This window comes from Goodfellowiella coeruleoviolacea (genome assembly GCF_024171785.1).
In the GTDB taxonomy this organism is placed as follows: domain Bacteria; phylum Actinomycetota; class Actinomycetes; order Mycobacteriales; family Pseudonocardiaceae; genus Goodfellowiella; species Goodfellowiella coeruleoviolacea.
This window is the reverse complement of sequence record NZ_JAMTCK010000003.1, coordinates 319,298-339,762: the sequence shown is the minus strand read 5'-3', so window position 1 is coordinate 339,762 and position 20,465 is coordinate 319,298. Positions and strand designations below refer to the sequence as shown.

The window sequence follows — 20,465 nt, the reverse complement described above, 5'->3', positions numbered from 1 at the left end:
CGCGGTCCAGGCCGGATCGGGTCGGGCCGGATCGGGTTGGGCCCGGTGGTCTGGGTCTGGGTGCCCGCCTCGGCCGCGGCCAGGGGCGGGCTCGCTCACCCGTGCACTCGCCGCAGCCAGGCGTCGGGGTCGGTGATCTCGGCGCGGGTCGGCAGGGTCTCCGGCGCCTGCCAGACCGCGTTGAACCCGGCCATGCCGACCGCGTCGACCACGTGCCCGGTGAACGCGGCGCCCTCGGCGTACTGGCGGACCTTGGCCTCCACCCCGAGCACGCTGCGCAGCACCCGGTCGAGCAGGCCACCGCCCCGGCGGCGCGCGGTGAACCGGTTGCGGATGGTGGCCACGGACGGGACCACGCTCGGCCCCACCGCGTCCATCACGTGGTCGGCGTGCCCTTCGAGCAGGGTGGACAGCGCGAGCAGCCGGTCGAGCACGACGCGCTGCTCCGGGGACTGCAGCAGTTCCACCAGCGCGCCGGCGCCGGCGCCCTCGGCGGCGCGCTGCCGGGCGGCGCGGATCAGCTCGGGCAGTCGGGTCACCGGCCCGACGCCCTCCTCCATGGCGGCCAGCAGGTTGCGGACCTCGGTGGCGAAGTAGTCGCGCAGCCAGGGCACGGCCGTGAACTGGAGCCGGTGGGTGCACTCGTGCAGGCACACCCACATGGCGAAGTCGTCGGCCGGCACGTCCATCGCCTGCTGCACGGCCACCACGTTGGGCGCGACCAGCAGCAGCCGGCCGGCGGCCGAACCGGCGCCGGCCGCGTCAGCCTCCCCGGCGTCACCGCCGGCGGCGTCGGCACCGGTCGTGCCGGTCTTCGCCGGACCGGGGCCGAACGGGTCGTACTGGCCGAGCACCCGGGAACTCAGGAAGGCCAGCACCATGCCGGCCTGCACGCCGGTGGTGCCGGCGACCAGCCCACCGAGGTACTTCCCGGCGCTCGGCCGGTTCTCCGCGCCGGTGTTCTCGTCGCCGGACGCGGACGCGGCCGGGTCGTCCCCGTCGGTGAGCACGGCCAGCCCCTCGATGGCGGCCTGCACCCAGCCTGGCCGGTCGACCACCTCGCCGGTGTGCAGCGGCAGGTGCGCACCGAGTCCGGTGAGTTCCCGCACGTGCCGCTCGGCAGTGGGCGTGAACTCACGCAACTGCCGGACGGCTGTCTCCGCCTCGGCGAGCGGGACAGCGGGCCCACTGCGGATGAGGCGCTGGGCGGTTGCGGCCGCCAAGCCCCAGTCGATCGGGGCGACCACCCGGTCGACCGGCGGCGCGGTCTGGTCCTGCGTTGCCGAGTTCACCCCTCCGACGCTACCCGAGCAGCCCATCGTGACAACCGCCCCGAACGGCTGCTGATCATGCTCCCCGGTCGGGCCGGGTCAGGACGCGATCAGCACCAGCCGGGCGGGCGGGCGCCGGGCGCGTCCTCATCGGCAGCCGCAGCCGTGCAGGGCCGTGGCGATGGCGTCCAGCGCGTCCCGCACGTCCGCGTTGCGCTGCCCCTGGGTGTTGGACAGGAACGCGAACACCAGCAGCCGGCCGTCCGCGTCGAGCACGGTGCCGGCCAGGGTGTTGACGTCGGTCAGCGAGCCGGTCTTGGCCCGCACCCAGCCGCGGCCGGCCAGTGAGGCGCCCTGGTCGTAGCGGCCGTGGCTGGTGTCCAGGGTGCCGCTCGCGCCGGCGATGGGCAGGCCGGCCAGCAGTGGCCGCAGCTTCTCGGTGCGCTCGTTGCCGGCCGGGCCGGCCGCGGCGGCCAGCACCTGGCTGAGCGCGGTGGCCGACAGCTTGTCCTGTGTGGACAGACCGCTGCCGTCGGCGATCTGCACGTTGGACAGGTCGAAACCGTTGTCGGTCAACACCTTGCGCACGGCCTGGGCGGCGCCGGCGAACGACGGCTCGGCACCGGTGGCGATGGCGACCTGCCTGGCGATGGCCTCGGCGAGCACGTTGTCGGAGAGTTCCAGCGCGTTGCCCACGAGCCGTTCGATGGACATGGACTTGACCTCGCCGAGCACCTTGGCGTCCGCCGGGGCGCTGCCCTTGGTCACGTTCCCGCTGACGCCGAGCCCCTGGGCCAGTGCCTTGGCGGTGTCCTCGGCCGGGGTGTGGCTGCGCTGCGGGTCCACCTTGGTGGGTTCGCTGCGGCCGCCGTCCATGATCAGCGACTCGATCGGGGTGAAGTAGCCGCCGCCGGGGAACGCGATGTCGTTGGGGTCCCAGCCGGGCGCGATGGTGTCGCCGGTGAACAGGCTGGTGTCGTAGACGACCTTGCTGATCTGGCCGCCCGCGTTGGCCTTGACCTGCGCGACGAGGTCGTCGAGGTGGGGCGCGTCCCAGTAGATCGACTTCTTGCCGGAGGGCAGCGCGGACAGGGTCGGGTCGCCGCCGCCGACCAGCACCACGGTGCCGGGCTCGGCGCCGGCCACGACCTTGGTGGACAGCTGCGCGGTGTGGTCGAGCACGAGCAGCGCCGCCGCCCCGGTGAGGATCTTGTTGGTCGAGCCGGGGGTGATGGTCTTGCCCGGGTCCTGCTGCCACAGCGGTGTGCCGGTGGCCGCGTCGATCACGCTGCCGGTCAACGTGCCCAGGGTCGGGTTGCTCGCCGGACCGGCCACGGCCGCGGCCACGCCGTTGGCGGTGGGCACTGGCGCGTCCGCACCGGCCGGGCGCATCTTCGGGGAGAACTGCACCGGGGCCGGCGGCGGCTGGACGGCCGCGCTCGATCCACCGAACCAGCCCAACTGGTAGCCGCCGAAGGCCACCCCCACGCCCAGCACCACCACCAGCGCCAGCGCGCCGGCGATCAGCAGCGTCCTGCGCCGCTTCGGCGGCTGGTCGCCACCGGTGCCGGCACCACCCGGACCGATCGGGCCGGCGCCATCGTGGCCGGCGTTGTCGTGACTGGCGCTGTCGTGACTGGCGCTGTCGTGGCCGGCTGGGGCGTTCCGGTTGACGGTGCCCGGTTCCGGGCGCGGCGCTTCGGGCCGGACCGGTTCGGGTCTGGTCTGTCCGGGCGCTGGCGGCGGAGGCGGTGCCGTCCTGGCCGGCGTCACCGGCCGCATCACCTGGGTGCGCTCGACCCGCTCGGTCGGCGCCGGCACGGCCGGGTTCGCCTGCTGCGGTGGCTGCGGCTGGCGCAGCGGCTGGGTCGGTGGCACCTGCTGCGGCTGCGGCGGTGTCTGCGGTCGGGGCGCACCGGGCGGGTTGACCCGCAGCATCTGGGTGGCCTCGCCCTGTGGCGCCGCGTGCTGCTGGGCCACCGGCTGCTGCGGCCCCTGCGGGCCTTGCGGTGCGGACCCCGGAGCCGGTTGACCCGACCACTGCTGCGGTGCGGGCTGCTGCGGCGGTTGCTGGCCGGGCGGCGTGGGGCGGCGCACCGCCACGGTTCGCTCCACACCGGACTGATCACCGGCGCCACCGGCGTTTCCAGCACCACCGGCGTTTCCAGCGCTGCCAGCACCGCTCTGCTCGGGCACCGGCCGGCGCACGGCGACCGTTCGCTCCACACCGGACTGATCACCGGTGTCGCCGGCGGGCTGGGACAACCGCGGCTGCTGGATCGGTTGAGTTGGCTGGATCTGTTGTGCTGGCTGGCTCGACGGTGCGGGCTGGGGCGGCTGCCCAGGTTGGGACGGCTGGGCGGGCTGGGGTGCCGGGCGGCGCAGCGCCACGGTCCGCTCCGCGTTCGCCTGCTCCGCGTTCGCCTGCTCCACGTCCGCCTGTGCCGCGTCCCTCGGCACGCCGTCCTGTTGCTGGCCAACGCGTTCCGGCGCATCCTGGTCCCGCGGATGGTCCTGCGGAGCGGGCGCGGGCGAGGCAGCGGCGGGTGGCGCGGTGGGCCGCACCGCCACGGTGCGTTCCACGCCGGAGGAGTCGGAGAAGTCGCCAGCGGAGCCGGCGGAATCGTCGGAACCGGCGGAGCCGCTGTCGGCCGCACCGGTACCGCCGGTGCCGTCCTGGTCGGTGTCGGCCTGGTCGCTGGGCTCGTCCTCGGCGTCCTCGGCCGGCCACGAATCCTCGGTCGGCCAGGCCAGATCGTCACCGCGCGTCGTCGACCCGCTACCGGGTGTCTCCGCCTGCTCGGTCGGCCGGTTCGACTCGGTGCCGGGCGAACCCGCCCGCTCCACCGAGTCCGCGGGACGCGATCGGTCGGCTTCGGACACTCGATCCTCCTTCGGGCCGGTCTGACAAACGAGGACGACCTACCTCATCAGACGTTCATCATCGGTCAGCAGGGGCAAGGTCACACCGTCCACCAGCCACTTCAATGCAAGCCGTATGGAGGACGTAGTCCACACTAGTGGAGCAAACGACACGGAACGGCAGGCCGGCGTGCTGGCCTTACCCCAAGGCAATACGAGCGAGGACCGCGTGGAGTTCGACGTCACCATCGAGATCCCCAAGGGTGAGCGGAACAAGTACGAGATGGACCACAAGACGGGGCGCATCCGCTTGGACCGCACCCTGTTCACGGCCACGCAGTACCCCGCGGACTACGGGTTCATCGACGAGACCCTCGGGCAGGACGGCGATCCGCTCGACGCCCTCGTTCTCGTCCAGGAACCGACCTTCCCCGGTTGCCTGATCCGCTGCCGCGCGATCGGCATGTTCCGGATGACCGACGAGAAGGGGCGGGACGACAAGGTGCTGTGCGTGCCCGCGGACGACCCGCGGACCGAGCACCTGCGTGACATTCACCACTTGGCCGAGTTCCACCGGCTGGAGATCCAGCACTTCTTCGAGGTCTACAAGGACCTGGAGCCGGGCAAGAGCGTGGAGGGCGCGACCTGGGTCGGCCGGGCCGACGCCGAGGCCGAGATCGCCCAGTCCTACCAGCGACTGAAGGACGCCGAGGCCAGCGGCGAGCACTGAGCCCGCAGCCGCCGGCGTTCCTGTCGAACGTCAACCGGGGCCCGCACGTTTCGCACGTGCGGGCCCCGGCTTTTACCACCCCTGGTGATTCGCCTGTGTGGCGTGGTTTCCGGTCAGTGCATGGCAACGACCACGGGCTGCTCGTCGGCGTCGCCGTCACCGGCCTGGCGCTGCAGTCCGGACTTGTTGGACAGCGGCACCTCCTTGAGGAACCAGATCAGCGCGAACGCCACCAGCATCACCGCGCCACCCACGAGGAACACGGTGTCGATGGCGCTGGAGAAGCCGTCCAGGAACGGCCGGGCCAGCGCCGGGTCCAGCTTCTCGATGAAGCTGGTGTCGTTGAGGTCCATGCCGCCGCCCTGCATGCCGGCCACGGCCTGCTGGTTGGCCGGGTTGGCCATGGCCGCCAGGAACGCCGGGTCGGTGGCCGCGCTCTGGAAGGCGTTGTTGATCCGCTCGCCGACCACGCCGAACAGGATCGACAGGAACACGGCCGTGCCGGCGGTGCCGCCGATCTGGCGGAAGAACGTGACCGACGAGGTGGCCACGCCCATGTCGCGCGGCGGAACGTCGTTCTGCACGGCCAGCACCAGGGACTGCATGCACAGCCCCAGCCCGATGCCGAGCAGCAGCATGATGCCCATCACCGAGAGCATGGGCGTGTCCGTGCCGATCTGGCCGAACATGAACAGCGCCGCGACCATCACGCCGATGCCGATGATCGGGAAGATCTTGTAGCGGCCGGTCCGCGAGGTGAGCGTGCCGCTGACCATGCTGCTGAGCAGGATGCCCGCGGTGAGCGGCAGCGACTGCAGGCCGGCCTCGGTGGGCGTGGAACCCTTGACGATCTGCAGGTACAGCGGCAGCGACATCATGCCGCCGAACATGCCGATGCCCATGATGAAGTTGAGCAGGTTGCTCAGCGAGAACACCGGCCGGCGGAACAGCCGCAGCGGCAGCAGCGCCTCGTTGCCCATCCGGCTCTCCACCCACACGAACGCGACCAGCCCCACGACGCCGATCGCGTACATGGCCAGCGACGCGCCCGACGCCCAGCCCCACTCGCGGCCCTGCTCGGCCACGATCAGCAGCGGCACCAGGCCCACGGCCAGGGCGATCGCGCCCCAGTAGTCCACCCGGTGCTTGACCTTGGTGTGCGGGACGTTGAGCACCCGGCTGACCACGACCAGGGCGATCAGGCCGATCGGCACGTTCACCAGGAACACCCAGCGCCAGCCGGTGACACCGACGAAGGTGTCCAGGCCGGCGAAGAAGCCGCCGACCACCGGGCCGGCCACGCTGGAGACACCGAACACGGCCATGAAGTAGCCCTGGTACCGGCTGCGCTCCCGCGGCGAGGTGATGTCGGCGATGATCGCCAGCGCCAGCGACATCAGACCGCCGGCGCCCAGCCCCTGGACGGCGCGGAAGGCGGCCAGCTCGTACATGGAGTTGGCGATGCCGCACAGCAGCGAGCCCAGCAGGAACAGCGAGATCGCCGTCAGGTACATGGGCTTGCGGCCGTAGATGTCGGACAGCTTGCCGTACAACGGCGTGGCGATGGTGGACGTGATCAGGTAGGCGGTGGTGGCCCAGGCCTGCAGGGTCTGGCCGTGCAGCTGGTCGGCGATGGTCTTCATGGCCGAGGCCACAATGGTCTGGTCCAGCGCCGCCAGGAACATTCCCAGCAGCAGGCCGGACAGCACCGTCAGGATCTGGCGGTGGCTGAGCGATCCGTCGCCACTGACAGCACCGGGTTGGCCGGTTCTGTCGGGCTCGGGTTCACGGTCGGTGGTGATGACCGCTTCGGACATCAGGTCTCCCCTCAGGAGCGCGTCCCCTCGGCGCACTCGGCGATGAACATCGGCAGCGCCTGTTCGAAGTCACGGGTGAACCGGTCGAACAGCGCGGCGAACTCCCCCAGGTCAGTGTCTGACCAGGACGACAGCACACGGGCCAGCGCGGCGTTGCGCCGGTCTCGGGCCCGTTCCAGCAGGGCGAGCCCGGAGTTGGTGATGGCGAGCACGGCGGCACGGCCGTCCTCGGGGTCAGCGGTGCGCTCGACCAGGCCGTTGCGCACGAGCTGGGCGACCTGGCGGCTGATCGTGGACGGATCCGCGAACACGGCCTCGGCCAGCGCGCTGGACCGCTGCGGCCCCCGCTGGGCCAGGGTGCCGAGCAGCACGAAGGAAGTCTTGTCAAAGCCTTCCTTGCTCAGCTGCGCGGACACGCAGCCGTGCAGCCGCCCCAGCTTGGCCATGGCCATGTTGAGCTGGTCGACCACGCCGCCGGCGCGTTCGTCGGCCTGCGTGGTGTCGGTGTCGGTCGGGCCCGCAGCCGGCTCCGCCAGCTGAGCTGTGCGCACGCCGACGTCAGTGAGCAACGGGCCCGCCCCCAGGTCCTGCGACACCTGCCCGCCCCTCCGTTGCTTGCATCACCCAAGTACTTGTACGACACAAGCATGAACTTTTCTGGGATTCTTAGCAACCGAAATATCTTGTGATCCGGCTCGCAGCGCGCCAGGTGCCTGACTGACTACCCTGCGCGAAGGAGAGAACTCCCAGGTGGGGCCTGCTGTTCCCGGACATGCGAACGCCACCGCACCGTGGCGGGCATACGAAACCCGGCCACGGTGCGGTGGCGCAACGCAATTTCTCAGCGCGCCGCGGTCAGCGGGCTGAGCGCCGCCCAACCCACGTGGAACTCGGTCCGCGCGGGACTCGGGCGGTGGCGAACTCCGGTGCGATCAGGCCCAGCCGGGCATGGGGTAGCCGGCCAGCAGCTCGGCCACCTCGCCGGCCACCCGCTCGACGGTGGCCTCGTCCTGCTCGTCCGCGGCCCGCACCACCGCGTCGATCCACGCGGCCAGCTGCGGCATCTGCTCGACGCCCAGCCCACGGGTGGTGATCGCGGCCGTGCCCAGGCGGATGCCGGACGGGTCGAACGGCTTGCGCGGGTCGAACGGCACGGTGTTGTAGTTCAGCTCGATGCCGGCGCGGTCCAGCGCCTTGGCCGCCGGCTTGCCGCCGATCCCCTTGTTGCCCAGGTCCACCAGGATCAGGTGGTTGTCGGTGCCGCCGGAGACCAGGTCGAAGCCGCGCTCGACCAGGGCCTCGGCCAGCGCCTTGGCGTTGGCCACGATGGCGTGCGCGTAGTCCTGGAACGCCGGCTGGCTGGCCTCCCGCAGGGCCACCGCGATCGCGGCCGTGGTGTGGTTGTGCGGCCCGCCCTGCAGGCCGGGGAACACCGCCTTGTCCAGTGCCTTGGCGTGCGCGGCGTCGGACATGATCATGGCGCCCCGTGGGCCGCGCAGCGTCTTGTGCGTGGTGGTGGTGATCACCTGGGCGTGGCCGACCGGCGAGGGGTGGGCGCCACCGGCGACCAGGCCGGCGATGTGCGCGATGTCGGCGACCAGGACCGCGCCGACCTCCTGGGCGATCTCGGCGAAGGCCGGGAAGTCGATGGTGCGGGGGATGGCGGTGCCACCGCAGAAGATCACCTTGGGCCGCTCGGCGCGGGCCAGGTCGCGCACCTCGTCCAGGTCCACCCGGCCGGTGTCCTTGCGCACGCCGTACTGCACGCTGCGGAACCACTTGCCGGTGGCGGACACGCTCCAGCCGTGGGTCAGGTGGCCGCCGGAGGGCAGGGCCATGCCCATGATGGTGTCGCCGGGCTCGGCGAAGGCCAGGTAGACCGCGAGGTTGGCGGGTGAGCCGGAGTAGGGCTGCACGTTGGCGTGGTCCACGCCGAACAGGTCCTTGGCCCGCTGCACGGCCAACCGCTCGACCGGGTCGATGAACTGCTGGCCCTCGTAGTAGCGCTTGCCGGCGTAGCCCTCGGAGTACTTGTTGGTCAGTACCGTGCCGGTGGCCTCCAGCACGGCCGTGGACACGTAGTTCTCGGACGCGATCAGCCGGATCTTGTCGTGCTGCCGCTTGGCCTCGGCCTCGACCAGATCGGCGATCTCGGGGTCACTGGCCGCGAGGTGGGAGATGGCTGGCTGGTGCATGGGCTACATACTTCCTTCTTGCGCGCGGGGACTCCGGCCGAGGCACCCAGGCGCACGGTGCCGACCAGTTCGCTCCCCGGTGGTTGACTCCACCCCAACACGCCAGTCGCTTCCCGGTAAAGCCTACCTGACCAGGTCACATCAGCCGGCCGACCGGCGATTCGGGTTACCCGCCAGTAACAACGCGGGTAGCATCGCCGGGCATGGATTCCACCCAAGAGTTGATCGCGCAGGGCATGAAGCAGAGCGTGCCCTGGGTGCGCACCGCCGGCATCGAGTTCACCGAGATCAGCGACGGGCGCGTGGTGGCCACCCTGCCCGACGTGGCGGAGCAGCGGAACCACGTGGGCGGCCCGCACGCCGCCGTCATGTTCGGCCTGGGCGAGACCGCGACCGGCGCGGTGGTGCTGGCCGCGTTCAGCGACGTGCTGGACCGGGCCGTGCCGCTGGTGGTCAGCGCCGAGGTCAGGTTCACCAAGCTGGCTCTCGGCCCGCTGCGCGCCGAGGCCGTGCTCGGTCGGCCCGCCGAGGAGGTGCTGGCCGAACTGGACGCCGGCACCCGTCCGGAGTTCCCGGTGCACGTGACCATCAGCAACGCCGAGGGCGTGACCACCGGCGAGCTGACCGTGCGCTGGACACTGCGCCCCAACCGCTGAACCCGCTGGTCGCCTGGGCGGTCCGCACGCGACCGCCCACTCGGCCACCCAGCCGGAAATCTTTAACAAGAAATCTTTAGCAAGAGCCCTTGAACAAGGAACCTTGAGCAAGGTACCTTGATCCCATGCCGCCCCACCAGGAGAACATCAGCGACCCGAAGAAGCTGCGCGCGCTGTCCCACCCGCTGCGCTGGAAGCTGATCGACCTGCTCCAGATCGAGGGCACCGCCACCGCGACCCGGTGCGCCGAGTTGACCGGCGAGAGCGTGGCCAGCTGCTCCTACCACCTGAACATGTTGGCCAAGTACGGCTTTGTCGAGCCGGCCCCCAGCGAGGGCAGGGAGAAGCCGTGGCGACTGCCCGCCCAGGAGTTCGGTTGGTCCAAAATGGACTTGGACGACGAGGGCAGGCTGGCCGCCGAGGCCGCCTCGGACGCGCTCATCGACCACGAGATGGCCGAGTACCGCGCCGCCATCCGTCGCAAGGACCGCGAGCCCGAGCAGTGGCAGCGGGTCACCGGGAGCATGTCCGGCCTGGTCTACCTCACCCCGGAGGAAGCCACGCGACTGAAGAACGAGTTCGGCGCCCTGCTGGACCGTTACCACAACCGGGTGGCCGACTCCGCACTGCGCCCCGAGGGAGCACGTCCGGTGCGGACGTTCGCGTCCTTCTGGCTGACTTCCAACGACTCGCCACGCTCCTGACTCTCCACTGAGGACACTCACACCCACCGAGAAGGGGCTCTTCCCATGTACCAGCACCCGGACACGCTGCGCGCCGATATTCGCTTTCGCGAACAGGACTGCCGTGACCAGGCCGCCGCGAGCCGGCTGGCCCGCCTGGCCGTCCGCCGCCGGTCGTGGCGGCGCGCGCTGACCGCGCCGGCCATGCCCAACCCGGCCACCGGAACCGGCTGCGGCCTGCCCGCCTGCCCGTTCGTCGCGACCAGCTGACCGGCGCCACTACCCCGGTCCACCCAGTCCCGCGACGCGACCAGCGGCCCGGACACGTCCGAACGGCGGTGTTCGGCAGCGGCCGAACAACGCATACCCGGCCATGTCACCCGAAAGTAGTATCCGGACCGCAAGCTAATTGCGTTGGAAACTTTCGACAGGTGTGGCGCGGCGGACGTGCTGTCGGCCCGGTGGGTCCGCGCCCCCGCACCGCGCCGCGCCCACCCGTGGTGCGGCGCCCGCGCACACCGACTGGGGAGAGGACCGAACTTGACCGAGCGCTTGGCTGGGACAAGGCACACCGCGCCGCGGTGGATCTCGGCACTGGCTCGCACGGCCGCGGTGGTGGCCGTGGCCGCCGGCGTGGCCGCCGCACCGGGTGTCGCGCAGGCGTCCGACACCGGCGCCACCATCGTCGGCGGTGTTCCGGCGACCGAGAACTACTCGTTCATCGCCTCACTGCAGTGGGAGAAGAACGGCAACCCGAACGCCCTCCGGTGCGGTGGCGCGCTGATCGCCCCGCAGTGGGTGGAGACCGCGGCGCACTGCGTCACCGACAGCACCACCGACGAACCGCTCGACCCGAGCCTGTTCCACCTGCGCATCGGCAGCAACGACCGGACCACCGGCGGCACGGTGGTCGACGCCGCCGAGTTCGTGGTGCACCCGAACTGGTCGGCGCGGACCCAGAACGCGGACATCGCGCTGATCAAGCTGGCCAAGCCGGTGCGCAACGCGCCGGTGCCGCTGGCCCGCTCCGTGAACGTGGGTGACGACATCCGGGTGATCGGCTGGGGCTACCTGGCCGACGGCGACACCACCCTGCCCACCCAGCTGTACCAGCTGGACACCACGGTCGCGGAGAACGACTACTGCGGCTACGGCGAGTACGGCTGGCGCGAGGGCGACTTCTGCCTGAACAACCCGGGCGGCACGTTCGGCCCGTGCAACGGCGACTCGGGCACGCCGATCATCAAGAAGGTGTGGGGCCGGTGGAAGCTGGTCGGCAGCGACAGCCGGGGTGTCGGCGACGTCTGCGGTGAGACGCCGGACGTCTCCCCCAGCGTGCCGCACTACACCGACTGGATCATCGACGCGCTCGGCGCGGACGCCAGGACCCTGGCCTAGTCCACCCGCCGCCCAGGATCTCACCGGCGGGTGCCGGCCGCCTCCGCCCCTGCGCCGGAACCCGTCTGGTGAGCGGCGCCGACCGGATGCGCGCCCACGGGGTGCGCTCCGGTCGGCGCCACCACCTCCACCGCGGTCACCTCGCGCACGCACTGGCGCAGCCAGCGGTGCGCCGGATCGGCGTCGTGCCGGGGGTGCCAGGCCATCCGCACCTCGATCGGGTCCAACTCGGTCGGGACGGGGAACACCACCAGGCCCAGCGCGGACGCGAAGTAGCGGGCGACCCGCTCCGGCACCGCGGTCACACAGTCCGAAGTGGACACGGTGAGCAGGGCCGAGGCGAAGTTCGCCAGTGTGGCCACGATCGTTCGTTGCAGCCCAACGACTTCCAGCCCCCGGTCAAGCGGACCGTGCAGCCGGCCGCGCCGGGACACGCCGATGTGCGCGGCCGCGCTGAACGCGGCGGGCGTGACCGGACCGGTGGCCAGCGGGTGGCCCGCCTTGGCCACGCCCACCAGCCGGTCCACGAACAGCGACTCCACCCGCAGCTCCGGCGAGTCCTCGTCGATGATGCCGATCTCCAGGTCGGCCGTGCCGTCCCGCAGCGGGGTGGCGTCCCCGGGACCGGTGGCCAGGAACCGCAGCGTCACCCCGGGGGCCTCGCGCCGGGTGCGCGGGGTGAGCAGCGCCTGGAGCAGCGCGGCGTAGCCGTCGTCGGCGACCAGACCGAAACCGCGGCGGATCTGGCTCAGGTCGACGTGCCGGCCGTCGGACAGGATGGCCTCGGCCTCGGCGATCAGCGCGCGCACCCGGGGTCCCAACGCGACCGCGCGCGGCGTGGGCACCATGCCGCGCCCGGCCCGCACCAGCACCGGGTCGCCGAGCAGGTCGCGGATGCGGCGCAGGGTCTTGCTCATGGTCGGCACCGACACCTCCACCAGCTCGGCCGCGCCGGTGACGCTGCCGGTCTCCAGCAGCGCGTCCAGTGCGACCAGCAGGCTCAGATCCAACTTGTGCAACCGTCCGGTCACCTGGTTCCGGCTCCTCCCGTGCCGCTGCTCACCGCCACCCGCGCCGGCGTCCACGCCCGACTCACCGCCGGGTGGACCGCCCGGGCAGCCACCACGCGATCAACGCCGCGGCCGCGCCGACGATGCCCGCCACCACCCCGAGCGCGCCACTGGTCGCGTCGGTGAACGCCACCCGGATCGCGGCGCGCACCGACTCCGGCGCGGACGCGGCCGCCGCCAGCAGCGACCCCACATCATGGTTGCCGGCGGTGGTGAGCAGATCGCGGATGACCGAACCGGCCGCGTCCAGGTTGGCCCCGAACGAGGTACCGGCCAGCGTGCCGAACACGGCCATGCCCAGCGCGCCCCCGATCTCCCTGGCGAAGCTGTTGACGCCGGCGCCCGTCCCGGACTGGCTGGCCGGCAGCGCGGACAGGATCGCCGAGGACAGCGCCGGGTTGGACACGGCCGAACCCACCCCCACGACCACGATGCACAGCGCGTAGTAGGCGTAGGGCGTGTCCGGTGTGCAGGTGGCGAACAGCAGCAGCCCGACCACCATGGTCAGCAGCCCGGCCACCACCAGCGTGCGGGTGCCCAGCCAGCGGGCCAGGCGCGGCGCGCGCGGGGTGACCAGGACCAGCACCACCGCCAGCGGGGCCGTGCCCAGGCCGGCCAGGATCGGCGGGTAGCCCTTGACGCTCATCAGGTACTGGCCGTTGAGGTAGAACACCGAGTACATGGCGATGAACGACAGGATCACGCCGATGCCGCCGGCGCGCAGCCCCGGCGCGCGCAACACCCTCGGGTCCAGCAGCGGCGCGGGGTGGCGGAGTTCGTAGCGGGTGAACGCGAGCGCCAGCAGCACCGCCGCGGCGAACGCGCCCAGCACCGGCACGCTGGTCCAGCCCAGTTCCCTGCCCTCGATGATGCCGAACAGCAGCGCGAACACCAGCACGACCAGGATGACCGTGCCGCCCGGGTCCAGCCGCCGGTCGTGGCCGGGCACCGGCTGGGTGGCCACGGCCACGGCGATCCCGCCGAGCAACGCGATCGGCGCGGCCACCGCGAACAGCGCCTGCCAGTCGAAGAACTCCAGCACCGCACCGCCGAGCACGTTGCCGAGCACGCCGCCGATGCCGGTCGTCGACGTCCACACCGCGACCGCGTGGTCGCGCCGCTCGGACGGGTAGTTGCTGATCAGCAGGGGCAGGCTGCTGGGCAGGACCAGGGCGGCGCCCAGCCCGGTGACCGCGCGCGCCGCGATCACCAGCGGCACGGTCGGCGCCACCGCCGAGGCGAGCGAGGCCAGCGCCAGCACGGCCAGCCCGACCAGCATGGTGCGCTTGCGGCCGAACCGGTCGCCGACCGCGCCCGCCGGGATCAGCAGGCAGCCGAACACCACCAGGTAGGTGTCCATGATCCAGAGGACCTCGGTGGACGACGGGCGCAGCGCGTTGGTGGCCAGCGTGCCCACCGCCAGGTTCACCGAGGCGCCCAGTCCGAACACCAGCGCGGTGCAGGCGCAGATGGCCGCGCTCGCCAGGCCGGGCCGCGCCCGCGCGGGTGCCCTGCCGACCTCAGTCACCTGGCCGCCCCAGGTGGGTGGACAGCTCCAGGTCCTGGCCGTCGGCGATGGCCACCGACGCGTAGCCGTTGGCCGCCGCGTCGACTTCTTCCCGCCGGGCCGGAATCTGCTCGATCGCATTTCTGACCAACGGCTCACGCACACCCGTTGAACTGTTCTCGGACATCGCGGAAATCGTCACGACCACGACGTTAGGAATCCTGCTGGTTTTAATCAACGGAAAGTTCGGAAACGAGTTGTTGCCCTGGCGGAAAGTCACGCGGACGCCGTCGCCGACTCCGGCAGGCCGCGGTCGACCAGGCCCAGCCCCACGGTGCTCGGCACGTGCCGGTGCGGCCCGAACGCGAACGTGTCCAGCGGACCGGCGCCCGGATCAGCGCACACGAACAGGTAGGCACCGGTGACGAGAACCAGACGACGATTCGCCCACACCGATTTCGCGGCGTGGCCACACCTGTTTCTTTCCCAATTCTTCGACATGCGGCCGAAGATGTGCGCGCGCACCCGGGAACCAGCGAAAGAAGAGCATGCAGTTGGTTCCCGGCGGGAAACCGGTGGGGCCGGTGCGCGGCCCGGCCGATCAGCGGGAGGCCCACCAGGAAACTGCCCGTCCACGCCGTGCCGGATTGTCGGCGAAGGCCGGGTCCAGCGCGCTGCCGAGCGGTCCGCCGGTGAACGAGTTCGGGCAGGCGCACGTCGACGACGGGTTCGGCGCGCAGAAGGTGTCCGCGCTTTTCCTGGTACCGGCCGGACCACCCGGCTACGCGGGCCGGCTCAGCACCTCGGCCAGCGCCGGGTACCACCGCTCCGCGATCTTGCGCTCGCCCTGGTCGTTGGGGTGCACGCCCTCCCTGGTGTCCGCGGCCGGATCGAACCCGGTCCACTGGTCCACCACGGTGATCGGGGACTCCGCGGTGCTGTGCGCGCTGGCCCAGCCCGGGATGGCGGCGTTGAGTTCCACGACCCGCTGCCCGCAGTCCGCGCAGTTGTCCGACTCGATCGGCAGGATCTGGGCGATCAGCAGGGTGATCCGCGGGTTGTCGGCGCGCAGCTGGCCGAGCAGCGTGGTGTAGGCGTCCAGGATCTGCGCGGTGCTGGCCCCGCCCCACCACACGTCGTTGGTGCCGAAGTGCATCAGCACGATGTCCGGATGGGTGGCCGACAGCCAGCCGGGCAGCAGGTTGTCGTTGGCCACCGCGACCACCCGGAACCCGCCGTGCCCCTCGTTGTCACCGTCGTAGCCGGCACCGCAACCGGGATCGGGCAGCGTGCCGACGAAGTCGACGTCGGTGTGCCCGGTGTCCTGCAACCGCTGCCACAGCAGGGCCCGCCAGCACCCGGGCGTGCCGGTGATCGAGTCGCCCAGCGGCATGACCCGGACCGCCCTGGCCCCCTGTCCGAGCCGGGCCGCCAGGAACACGCCCGCCGTGACCAGCACGACGAGCACGGCGGCGTACACCGCCACCACCCGCCCCCGTGATCTCCGCATTCGGAAATTCTAGACATCGGGGACAGTCCGACGTCCCCCGCACGGCTGATCAGCGGCTCTCGATCGGGTCCGATCCATCCCTCAGCGGAGTGGCCCCTTGCGTCCAAACTGGACAAACGTCGTCAGGATCGGCTGTGCTGTGCCGCGATGGGGGCAGATTCACCACCAATACGAAAGGACCCGCCCCATGTTCCGCAGTCTGCACAAGATCATCGCGGCTGGCGCGCTCGCGCTCGCCATGCTCGGTGGCGCCACCATGGTGATGGCACCGGCTCAGGCCGCGCCGACCCACACCGTGCTGGCCCAGGCCGCGCCGGACTGCTCCGGTCTGATCTGCTGACACCAGACCAGGGCCGACAGCGCTGCTCGGGTCGCCAAGGCCGCCCACCTGCCCGACAGCCTGGCCCACCGTGACACGGCCCCCTCCCGCTCCCGGCACACCCGACGAGCGAGAGGGGGTTTCGCCGTGCCGCGCGGGAACAGCGCAGCGCCGACTCACTCGACCTCGCCGCGCACGCCGCCCCTCTCCTGCTTCCGCAGCTCCAGCAGCCGCAGGTACGTCTCCACGAAGTCGACGAAGTCCGCGTGGCTGAGCAGCACCTTGTCCCCGGACCAGACGTGCTCGATGTGAACACCGTCCGGGGTGACCTGCGCCACGGTCTCGTTGCCGGTGTAGAAGGGACGATTGTCCGCGGTGACCTGCTCGGGATGCCGTGCCTGTTCCGCACCCTGCGCAAGAAACTCGGGCCACGCCTGGGTGTCCCTGATAAGGTCGTGGAGAACCTGGGCCTCGGAATGCTTTTCCGTGTCGATCTCTATGGTCAGCCTGCCGTCCGACCAACGTCCAATCCGAGCCTTCACCGCCGCTCCTCCTGAACTTCGTAAACAGGCCAGGCCGTTCCCACATCATCAAACGCAGCCGTCATGGCGTCCTTGCCAGGAAGCACGAAACCCTGGATTCGTACCCCCCGGTAGTAGCCTTCCCACATGGTCTGGCGGGGAGCCTGACCCGGCTCCGACAGCACGGGGCGACGACGGCCAGCAAACGCGGAGCGAATGGCATGCGCCACTTCTTCGCGCCCCCAGTGCGCCGGGAAGAACGTCGATCGTGCTTTCTCGGCCACCTCTCCATCTGACAGAGTCTGCCGCAGCCTCGCCGCGAAAACTCCGTTCTTGTCGTTCGGCGTTCGCTCTTCGAGAGACATCCCTTCCGGCAGCGTCTCATCCTGCAGATGATGGAGCCCGGACAGGTTCGTGCCGCGACGATGCCCGGTGAACAGGTGCGTGTCGACCCACTCCCGCAGCGGGTACTTCGGGAGGGTGAACGGCGCCGGGCTGGGCACGTCCTCCGGGAGCGGGTAGACCGGCGTGCCCGCGAGGGTCATTCCCAGTGCCCTGGCCAGCCAGGTCGCCACGTGCTGCTTGGCCCGGTCGCAGCAGACCAACAGGTCCGGCATCCGCGACCGGAGGTGGCCGAATCTGGTGATTGCCAACTCAAAATCGCTGTTCGAACTGCCCTCGCCGACGACGACCAGGATCGACACGATCTCGTCGGTGTGCTCGCTGACGTGGAGGATCAGCTGCTCGACCCGCACGGTGAGATCGACCGCGCATTCGCACACGTCCGCTATTTGTTGGAAAGTAGCTGGTTGCCCCGACAACCCGTACCCCCTGAATGACCGTTTCCCGCCCGACAGCGAGGTTATCGGGAAACAGAACAGACGGGTGCTGATTGGGCCAGCGGGGTGACATCGGAAAAGAAGACGAACAGCGGTGAGCGCCCCGACCACCGAAAGGCGGTCGGGGCGCCGGGTGCGTTCAGGTGTCGCGCCGGCCCCGGCTCACGTACCGGACTGGTACGTGCCGTACTCGGGTCGGCCGGTTGTGTCGTAGACGTGGATGGCCAGCCCGCGGGGTGTGGTCTCACCGCTGGTGAGGCGCAGCCCGACCGGCGCGCCGCCGTCCGGGAACAGGCGGCGGCCGGTGCCCACGACCACGGGCGCGATCACCAGCCGGAGCGTGTCGACCAGGCCCGCCGCCAGCATGGACTGGGCCAGCCGGGCGCTGCCGTGGATCTGGATCTCCCGGCCCGGCCGCTGCTTCAGCTCGGCCACCTGCGCCGGGATGTCCCCGGACAGGATGGTGGTGGGCTGCCAGCGGTCGGCCGTGCGCAGGCTGTGCGACGCCACGTACTTGGGAATGCTGTTCATGGTGCCGGCGAACGGATCGGCCGGGTTGGCAGCGCCGATCTCCGGCCAGTCCCGCGAGAAGTTGTCGTAGGTGCGCCGGCCGAACAGCAGTGCGTCCGCCTCGGCGAGCCAGGCCAGCGCCAGTTCCAGGAACCGCTCGTCCATGTGCGGTACGAACCAGCCGCCCCGGGTGAACCCGCCGCTGGTGTCCTCGTCCGGGGCCCCCGGTGCCTGCGACACCCCGTCCAACGACACGAACTGCGTCACCGTCAACTTCACCGATCGTCTCCTGTCCTCGCCCAGTGGTGAGCGGTGTGCGTGGCACGCCCCTCAGGACAGACGGGCGCCAGCCGGAGAACTCATCGGTCGGTGGCCGGGATGGCTGGGACCGGTCAGGTGAGTGAACGGGTCGCCAGCTTGTCGAAGGCCCGGTCGGGCAGGTGCTTGTTGAGCAGCAGGAGCAGCCTGGCCAGGTGGCCGACGGCGTAGCGCGGCCTCGGCGCGGTCGACTCGACGGCCTGCCGGATGGCCCGCGCGACCACCACGGGGTCGGACGCCTTGTCCCTGCCGTGCAGTTCGGTCTCGGCGCGGTTGGCCATGGCCTCGGCCATCCGCCGGTAGGCGCCCGCGCCGGAGATCGCGCGCAGTTCGTCAGCGGTCCCGCTCTCGAACTCGGTTCTGATGATGCCCGGCTGGACGACCACCACGTCGATGCCGAACGGCCTGACCTCCTGGCGGAGGCTGTCCGAGTACGCCTCCAGCGCGTGCTTGGACGCGTAGTACCAGGCGCCGAGCGGCAGGGCGATCTCACCGCCGATCGAGGACACGTTGACGATCACACCCGAGCGCTGCCGACGCATGTGCGGCAGGACGAGCTGCACCAGGCGGGCCGGCGCGAAGACGTTGACCTCGAACTGGTCGCGCGCCCGCGTCATGGGCACGTCCTCGATGGCGCCGTGCAGGCCGCTGCCCGCGTTGTTCACCAGCACGTCGATCCGCTGCTGCTCGGCGACGATGGTGCGGATGCCGCGTTCGAGGTCGTCCTCGCTGGTCACGTCCATCGCCAGGGCTCGACCGCCGGCCGAGGTGATCGCGTCCATCCGGTTCACCCGCCGGGCGGCCCCGTACACGGTGTGGCCGGCGCGCAGCAGTTCGAGTGCGGTGGCGTGGCCGATCCCGGACGAGGCACCGGTGACCAGGCAGACCTTTCCAGCCACGGGTCACCGGTCCCAGGTGACCGGCAGCCGGTGCACGCCGTAGATGGCCATGTCGGTGCGCAGCGGCACCTCGTCGGCCGGCACCGCCAGGCGCAGCGTCGGGAACCGGTTGATCAGGGCGGGCAGCGCGACCTGCACCTCCACCCGCGCCAGCTGCTGGCCGAGGCACTGGTGGACGCCGTGGCCGAAGCCCAGGTGCCCGCTGGTGGAGCGGAACAGGTCGAGGGTGTCGGGGTCGGTGTACTTGCTCGGGTCGCGGTTGGCGGCCGGGAGCGAGATGGTCACCGTCTCGCCGGCCCTGACCAGCTGGCCGTCCAGCTCGACGTCTTCCAGTGCCGCGCGCATGGTGAACGGGATGATCGGCAGGTAGCGCAGCAGTTCCTCGACCGCGTGGTCGGCGATGCCCGGGTCGGCGCGCAGGGCGGCGAGCTGCTCGGGGTTGCGCAGCAGGGCGAACATGCCGAGGCTGATCATGTTGGCGGTGGTGTCCAGTCCGGCGCCCAGCAGCATGAAGCCGATGTTGGTCAGCTCCTCGTCGGTGAGGGCGGTGGTGGTCAGGCCGCTGAGCAGGTCGTCGGTGGGCTCGGCGCGCTTGGCCTGGACCAGCTCGCCCAGGTAGCCGTGCACGGCCGTGTAGCACGCCAGCCGCTGCTCGGCTGTCCTGTCCAGGTGGAACAGGTCCAGCATCTGGCTCTGGAAGCGGTCCCGGTCGGTGTAGGGCACGCCGAGCAGTTCGCAGATCACCTGCGCCGGGATCGGCTGGGCGAACGCCGCCACCAGGTCGATCTCCGGGCCGTGCTGGTCCATCGCGTCCAGGTGCTCGGCGGTGATCCGCTCCACCTCGGCGGTGAGCAGGCGCATCCGCCGCACGGTGAACTCGCCGGTGAGCAGCCGGCGGTAGCGGGTGTGCTCGGGCGGGTCGATCGCGGTCAACGTGCCCGGCGGCACCTGGCGGGCCTGCTCGCCCATGCCCGGAACGGGGATCGGGGTGTGCCGCAGGTCGGGCCGGACGCTGAAGCGCCGGTCGGCCAGCACCTTGCGGGCCAGCGCGTGGCTGGTCACCAGCCAGCCCTCGTGTCCGTCCGGGTAGGACATCCGGGTGAGCGGGCGCTGCTCGCGTAACTCGGCCAGTCCGTCGGGCGGGTCGAAGGGACAGCCGGGCCGGCGCACGGTCGGCAACGCGGGCAGCACGGAACCTGACGAGGACATGGTGATTCCCTTTCGGAGAGTGGGGCGCGGAGCTGGGCGCGCCCAGCGGAACCAACCGGTTCACGCTGCGGAAAACGCTATTCCCGGGTTTTCCCCACGGGCAACAGAAGACCGCGGTCGTCTCGTCAACCGCGCAGGTCATAGGGTGTTA

21 protein-coding genes and 1 riboswitch are annotated in these 20,465 nt (G+C 71.1%); of the genes, 6 read left to right on the top strand and 15 right to left on the bottom strand.

The window, feature by feature from the left end:
• Positions 1 to 95: 95 nt before the first annotated feature.
• Both LX83_RS07625 and dacB read right to left on the bottom strand, forming a co-directional pair.
• Positions 96 to 1,292, bottom strand: coding sequence for a zinc-dependent metalloprotease (locus tag LX83_RS07625; RefSeq protein WP_253768538.1), 1,197 nt, complete (start codon positions 1,290 to 1,292; stop codon positions 96 to 98).
• A gap of 126 nt (positions 1,293 to 1,418) precedes the next feature.
• Positions 1,419 to 4,154, bottom strand: a complete 2,736-nt coding sequence (dacB, locus tag LX83_RS38360; RefSeq protein WP_253768536.1) for a D-alanyl-D-alanine carboxypeptidase/D-alanyl-D-alanine endopeptidase — start codon at positions 4,152 to 4,154, stop codon at positions 1,419 to 1,421.
• A 208-nt stretch (positions 4,155 to 4,362) separates the two neighbouring features.
• On the opposite strand from dacB, the gene LX83_RS07615 reads away from it, so the two are divergent.
• A complete protein-coding gene (locus LX83_RS07615; protein ID WP_253768534.1) occupies positions 4,363 to 4,863 on the top strand; it encodes an inorganic diphosphatase in 501 nt (166 codons plus the stop codon).
• A 113-nt stretch (positions 4,864 to 4,976) separates the two neighbouring features.
• On the opposite strand, the gene LX83_RS07610 is transcribed toward LX83_RS07615, so the two are convergent.
• The 3 genes from LX83_RS07610 to LX83_RS07600 form a co-directional block, all read right to left on the bottom strand.
• Positions 4,977 to 6,680, bottom strand: a complete 1,704-nt coding sequence (locus LX83_RS07610; protein ID WP_253768532.1) for an MDR family MFS transporter — start codon at positions 6,678 to 6,680, stop codon at positions 4,977 to 4,979.
• Between the two features lie 11 nt (positions 6,681 to 6,691).
• Complete coding sequence (locus LX83_RS07605; protein ID WP_253768529.1) at positions 6,692 to 7,231, bottom strand: MarR family winged helix-turn-helix transcriptional regulator; 540 nt, start codon at positions 7,229 to 7,231, stop codon at positions 6,692 to 6,694.
• A gap of 381 nt (positions 7,232 to 7,612) precedes the next feature.
• On the bottom strand, positions 7,613 to 8,875 hold the full coding sequence (locus LX83_RS07600; protein WP_253768527.1) for a serine hydroxymethyltransferase: 1,263 nt from the start codon (positions 8,873 to 8,875) through the stop codon (positions 7,613 to 7,615).
• A gap of 37 nt (positions 8,876 to 8,912) precedes the next feature.
• A riboswitch (ZMP/ZTP riboswitch) is annotated at positions 8,913 to 8,995 on the bottom strand.
• 83 nt (positions 8,996 to 9,078) lie between these two features.
• On the opposite strand from LX83_RS07600, the gene LX83_RS07595 reads away from it, so the two are divergent.
• The 4 genes from LX83_RS07595 to LX83_RS07580 all read left to right on the top strand — a co-directional run bounded on the left by LX83_RS07595 (position 9,079) and on the right by LX83_RS07580 (position 11,612).
• Positions 9,079 to 9,531: a DUF4442 domain-containing protein gene (locus tag LX83_RS07595; RefSeq protein WP_253768525.1), complete on the top strand. Its 453-nt coding sequence runs from the start codon at positions 9,079 to 9,081 to the stop codon at positions 9,529 to 9,531.
• Between the two features lie 125 nt (positions 9,532 to 9,656).
• A complete protein-coding gene (locus LX83_RS07590) occupies positions 9,657 to 10,235 on the top strand; it encodes an ArsR/SmtB family transcription factor (RefSeq protein ID WP_253768523.1) in 579 nt (192 codons plus the stop codon).
• A gap of 45 nt (positions 10,236 to 10,280) precedes the next feature.
• Positions 10,281 to 10,484, top strand: a complete 204-nt coding sequence (locus LX83_RS07585) for a hypothetical protein (RefSeq protein ID WP_253768521.1) — start codon at positions 10,281 to 10,283, stop codon at positions 10,482 to 10,484.
• Between the two features lie 270 nt (positions 10,485 to 10,754).
• On the top strand, positions 10,755 to 11,612 hold the full coding sequence (locus LX83_RS07580; RefSeq protein ID WP_253768519.1) for a S1 family peptidase: 858 nt from the start codon (positions 10,755 to 10,757) through the stop codon (positions 11,610 to 11,612).
• A 20-nt stretch (positions 11,613 to 11,632) separates the two neighbouring features.
• On the opposite strand, the gene LX83_RS07575 is transcribed toward LX83_RS07580, so the two are convergent.
• The 5 genes from LX83_RS07575 to LX83_RS07555 form a co-directional block, all read right to left on the bottom strand.
• Complete coding sequence (locus LX83_RS07575) at positions 11,633 to 12,643, bottom strand: LysR family transcriptional regulator (RefSeq protein WP_253768516.1); 1,011 nt, start codon at positions 12,641 to 12,643, stop codon at positions 11,633 to 11,635.
• Positions 12,644 to 12,704: 61 nt separating this feature from the next.
• Positions 12,705 to 14,210: an MFS transporter gene (locus tag LX83_RS07570; RefSeq protein WP_253768513.1), complete on the bottom strand. Its 1,506-nt coding sequence runs from the start codon at positions 14,208 to 14,210 to the stop codon at positions 12,705 to 12,707.
• On the bottom strand, positions 14,203 to 14,469 hold the full coding sequence (locus tag LX83_RS38355; protein WP_253768510.1) for a hypothetical protein: 267 nt from the start codon (positions 14,467 to 14,469) through the stop codon (positions 14,203 to 14,205). Before LX83_RS38355 ends, LX83_RS07570 begins: the two co-directional genes overlap by 8 nt.
• On the bottom strand, positions 14,466 to 14,714 hold the full coding sequence (locus tag LX83_RS07560) for a hypothetical protein (RefSeq protein WP_253768508.1): 249 nt from the start codon (positions 14,712 to 14,714) through the stop codon (positions 14,466 to 14,468). The genes LX83_RS38355 and LX83_RS07560 overlap by 4 nt, the downstream gene beginning before the upstream one ends.
• 256 nt (positions 14,715 to 14,970) lie before the next feature.
• Positions 14,971 to 15,699 carry an SGNH/GDSL hydrolase family protein gene (locus LX83_RS07555; protein WP_253768506.1) on the bottom strand — a complete coding sequence of 243 codons (729 nt, stop codon included), beginning with the start codon at positions 15,697 to 15,699 and terminating at the stop codon, positions 14,971 to 14,973.
• A 187-nt stretch (positions 15,700 to 15,886) separates the two neighbouring features.
• Here LX83_RS07555 and LX83_RS07550 point away from each other — a divergent pair, with 187 nt between their 5' ends.
• Positions 15,887 to 16,039, top strand: a complete 153-nt coding sequence (locus LX83_RS07550; protein ID WP_253768504.1) for a hypothetical protein — start codon at positions 15,887 to 15,889, stop codon at positions 16,037 to 16,039.
• A 155-nt stretch (positions 16,040 to 16,194) separates the two neighbouring features.
• Here the strand turns inward: LX83_RS07550 and LX83_RS07545 are convergent, their stop codons facing one another.
• From LX83_RS07545 to LX83_RS07525, 5 genes are all read right to left on the bottom strand, one after another.
• On the bottom strand, positions 16,195 to 16,560 hold the full coding sequence (locus LX83_RS07545; protein ID WP_253768502.1) for a hypothetical protein: 366 nt from the start codon (positions 16,558 to 16,560) through the stop codon (positions 16,195 to 16,197).
• Positions 16,557 to 17,294, bottom strand: coding sequence for an EndoU domain-containing protein (locus tag LX83_RS07540; protein ID WP_253768500.1), 738 nt, complete (start codon positions 17,292 to 17,294; stop codon positions 16,557 to 16,559). Before LX83_RS07540 ends, LX83_RS07545 begins: the two co-directional genes overlap by 4 nt.
• Positions 17,295 to 17,540: 246 nt before the next feature.
• Complete coding sequence (locus tag LX83_RS07535) at positions 17,541 to 18,167, bottom strand: dihydrofolate reductase family protein (RefSeq protein ID WP_253768498.1); 627 nt, start codon at positions 18,165 to 18,167, stop codon at positions 17,541 to 17,543.
• 113 nt (positions 18,168 to 18,280) lie between these two features.
• Positions 18,281 to 19,105 carry an oxidoreductase gene (locus LX83_RS07530; RefSeq protein ID WP_253768496.1) on the bottom strand — a complete coding sequence of 275 codons (825 nt, stop codon included), beginning with the start codon at positions 19,103 to 19,105 and terminating at the stop codon, positions 18,281 to 18,283.
• A 3-nt stretch (positions 19,106 to 19,108) separates the two neighbouring features.
• Positions 19,109 to 20,314, bottom strand: coding sequence for a cytochrome P450 (locus LX83_RS07525; protein ID WP_253768494.1), 1,206 nt, complete (start codon positions 20,312 to 20,314; stop codon positions 19,109 to 19,111).
• Between the last annotated feature and the right edge of the window lie 151 nt (positions 20,315 to 20,465).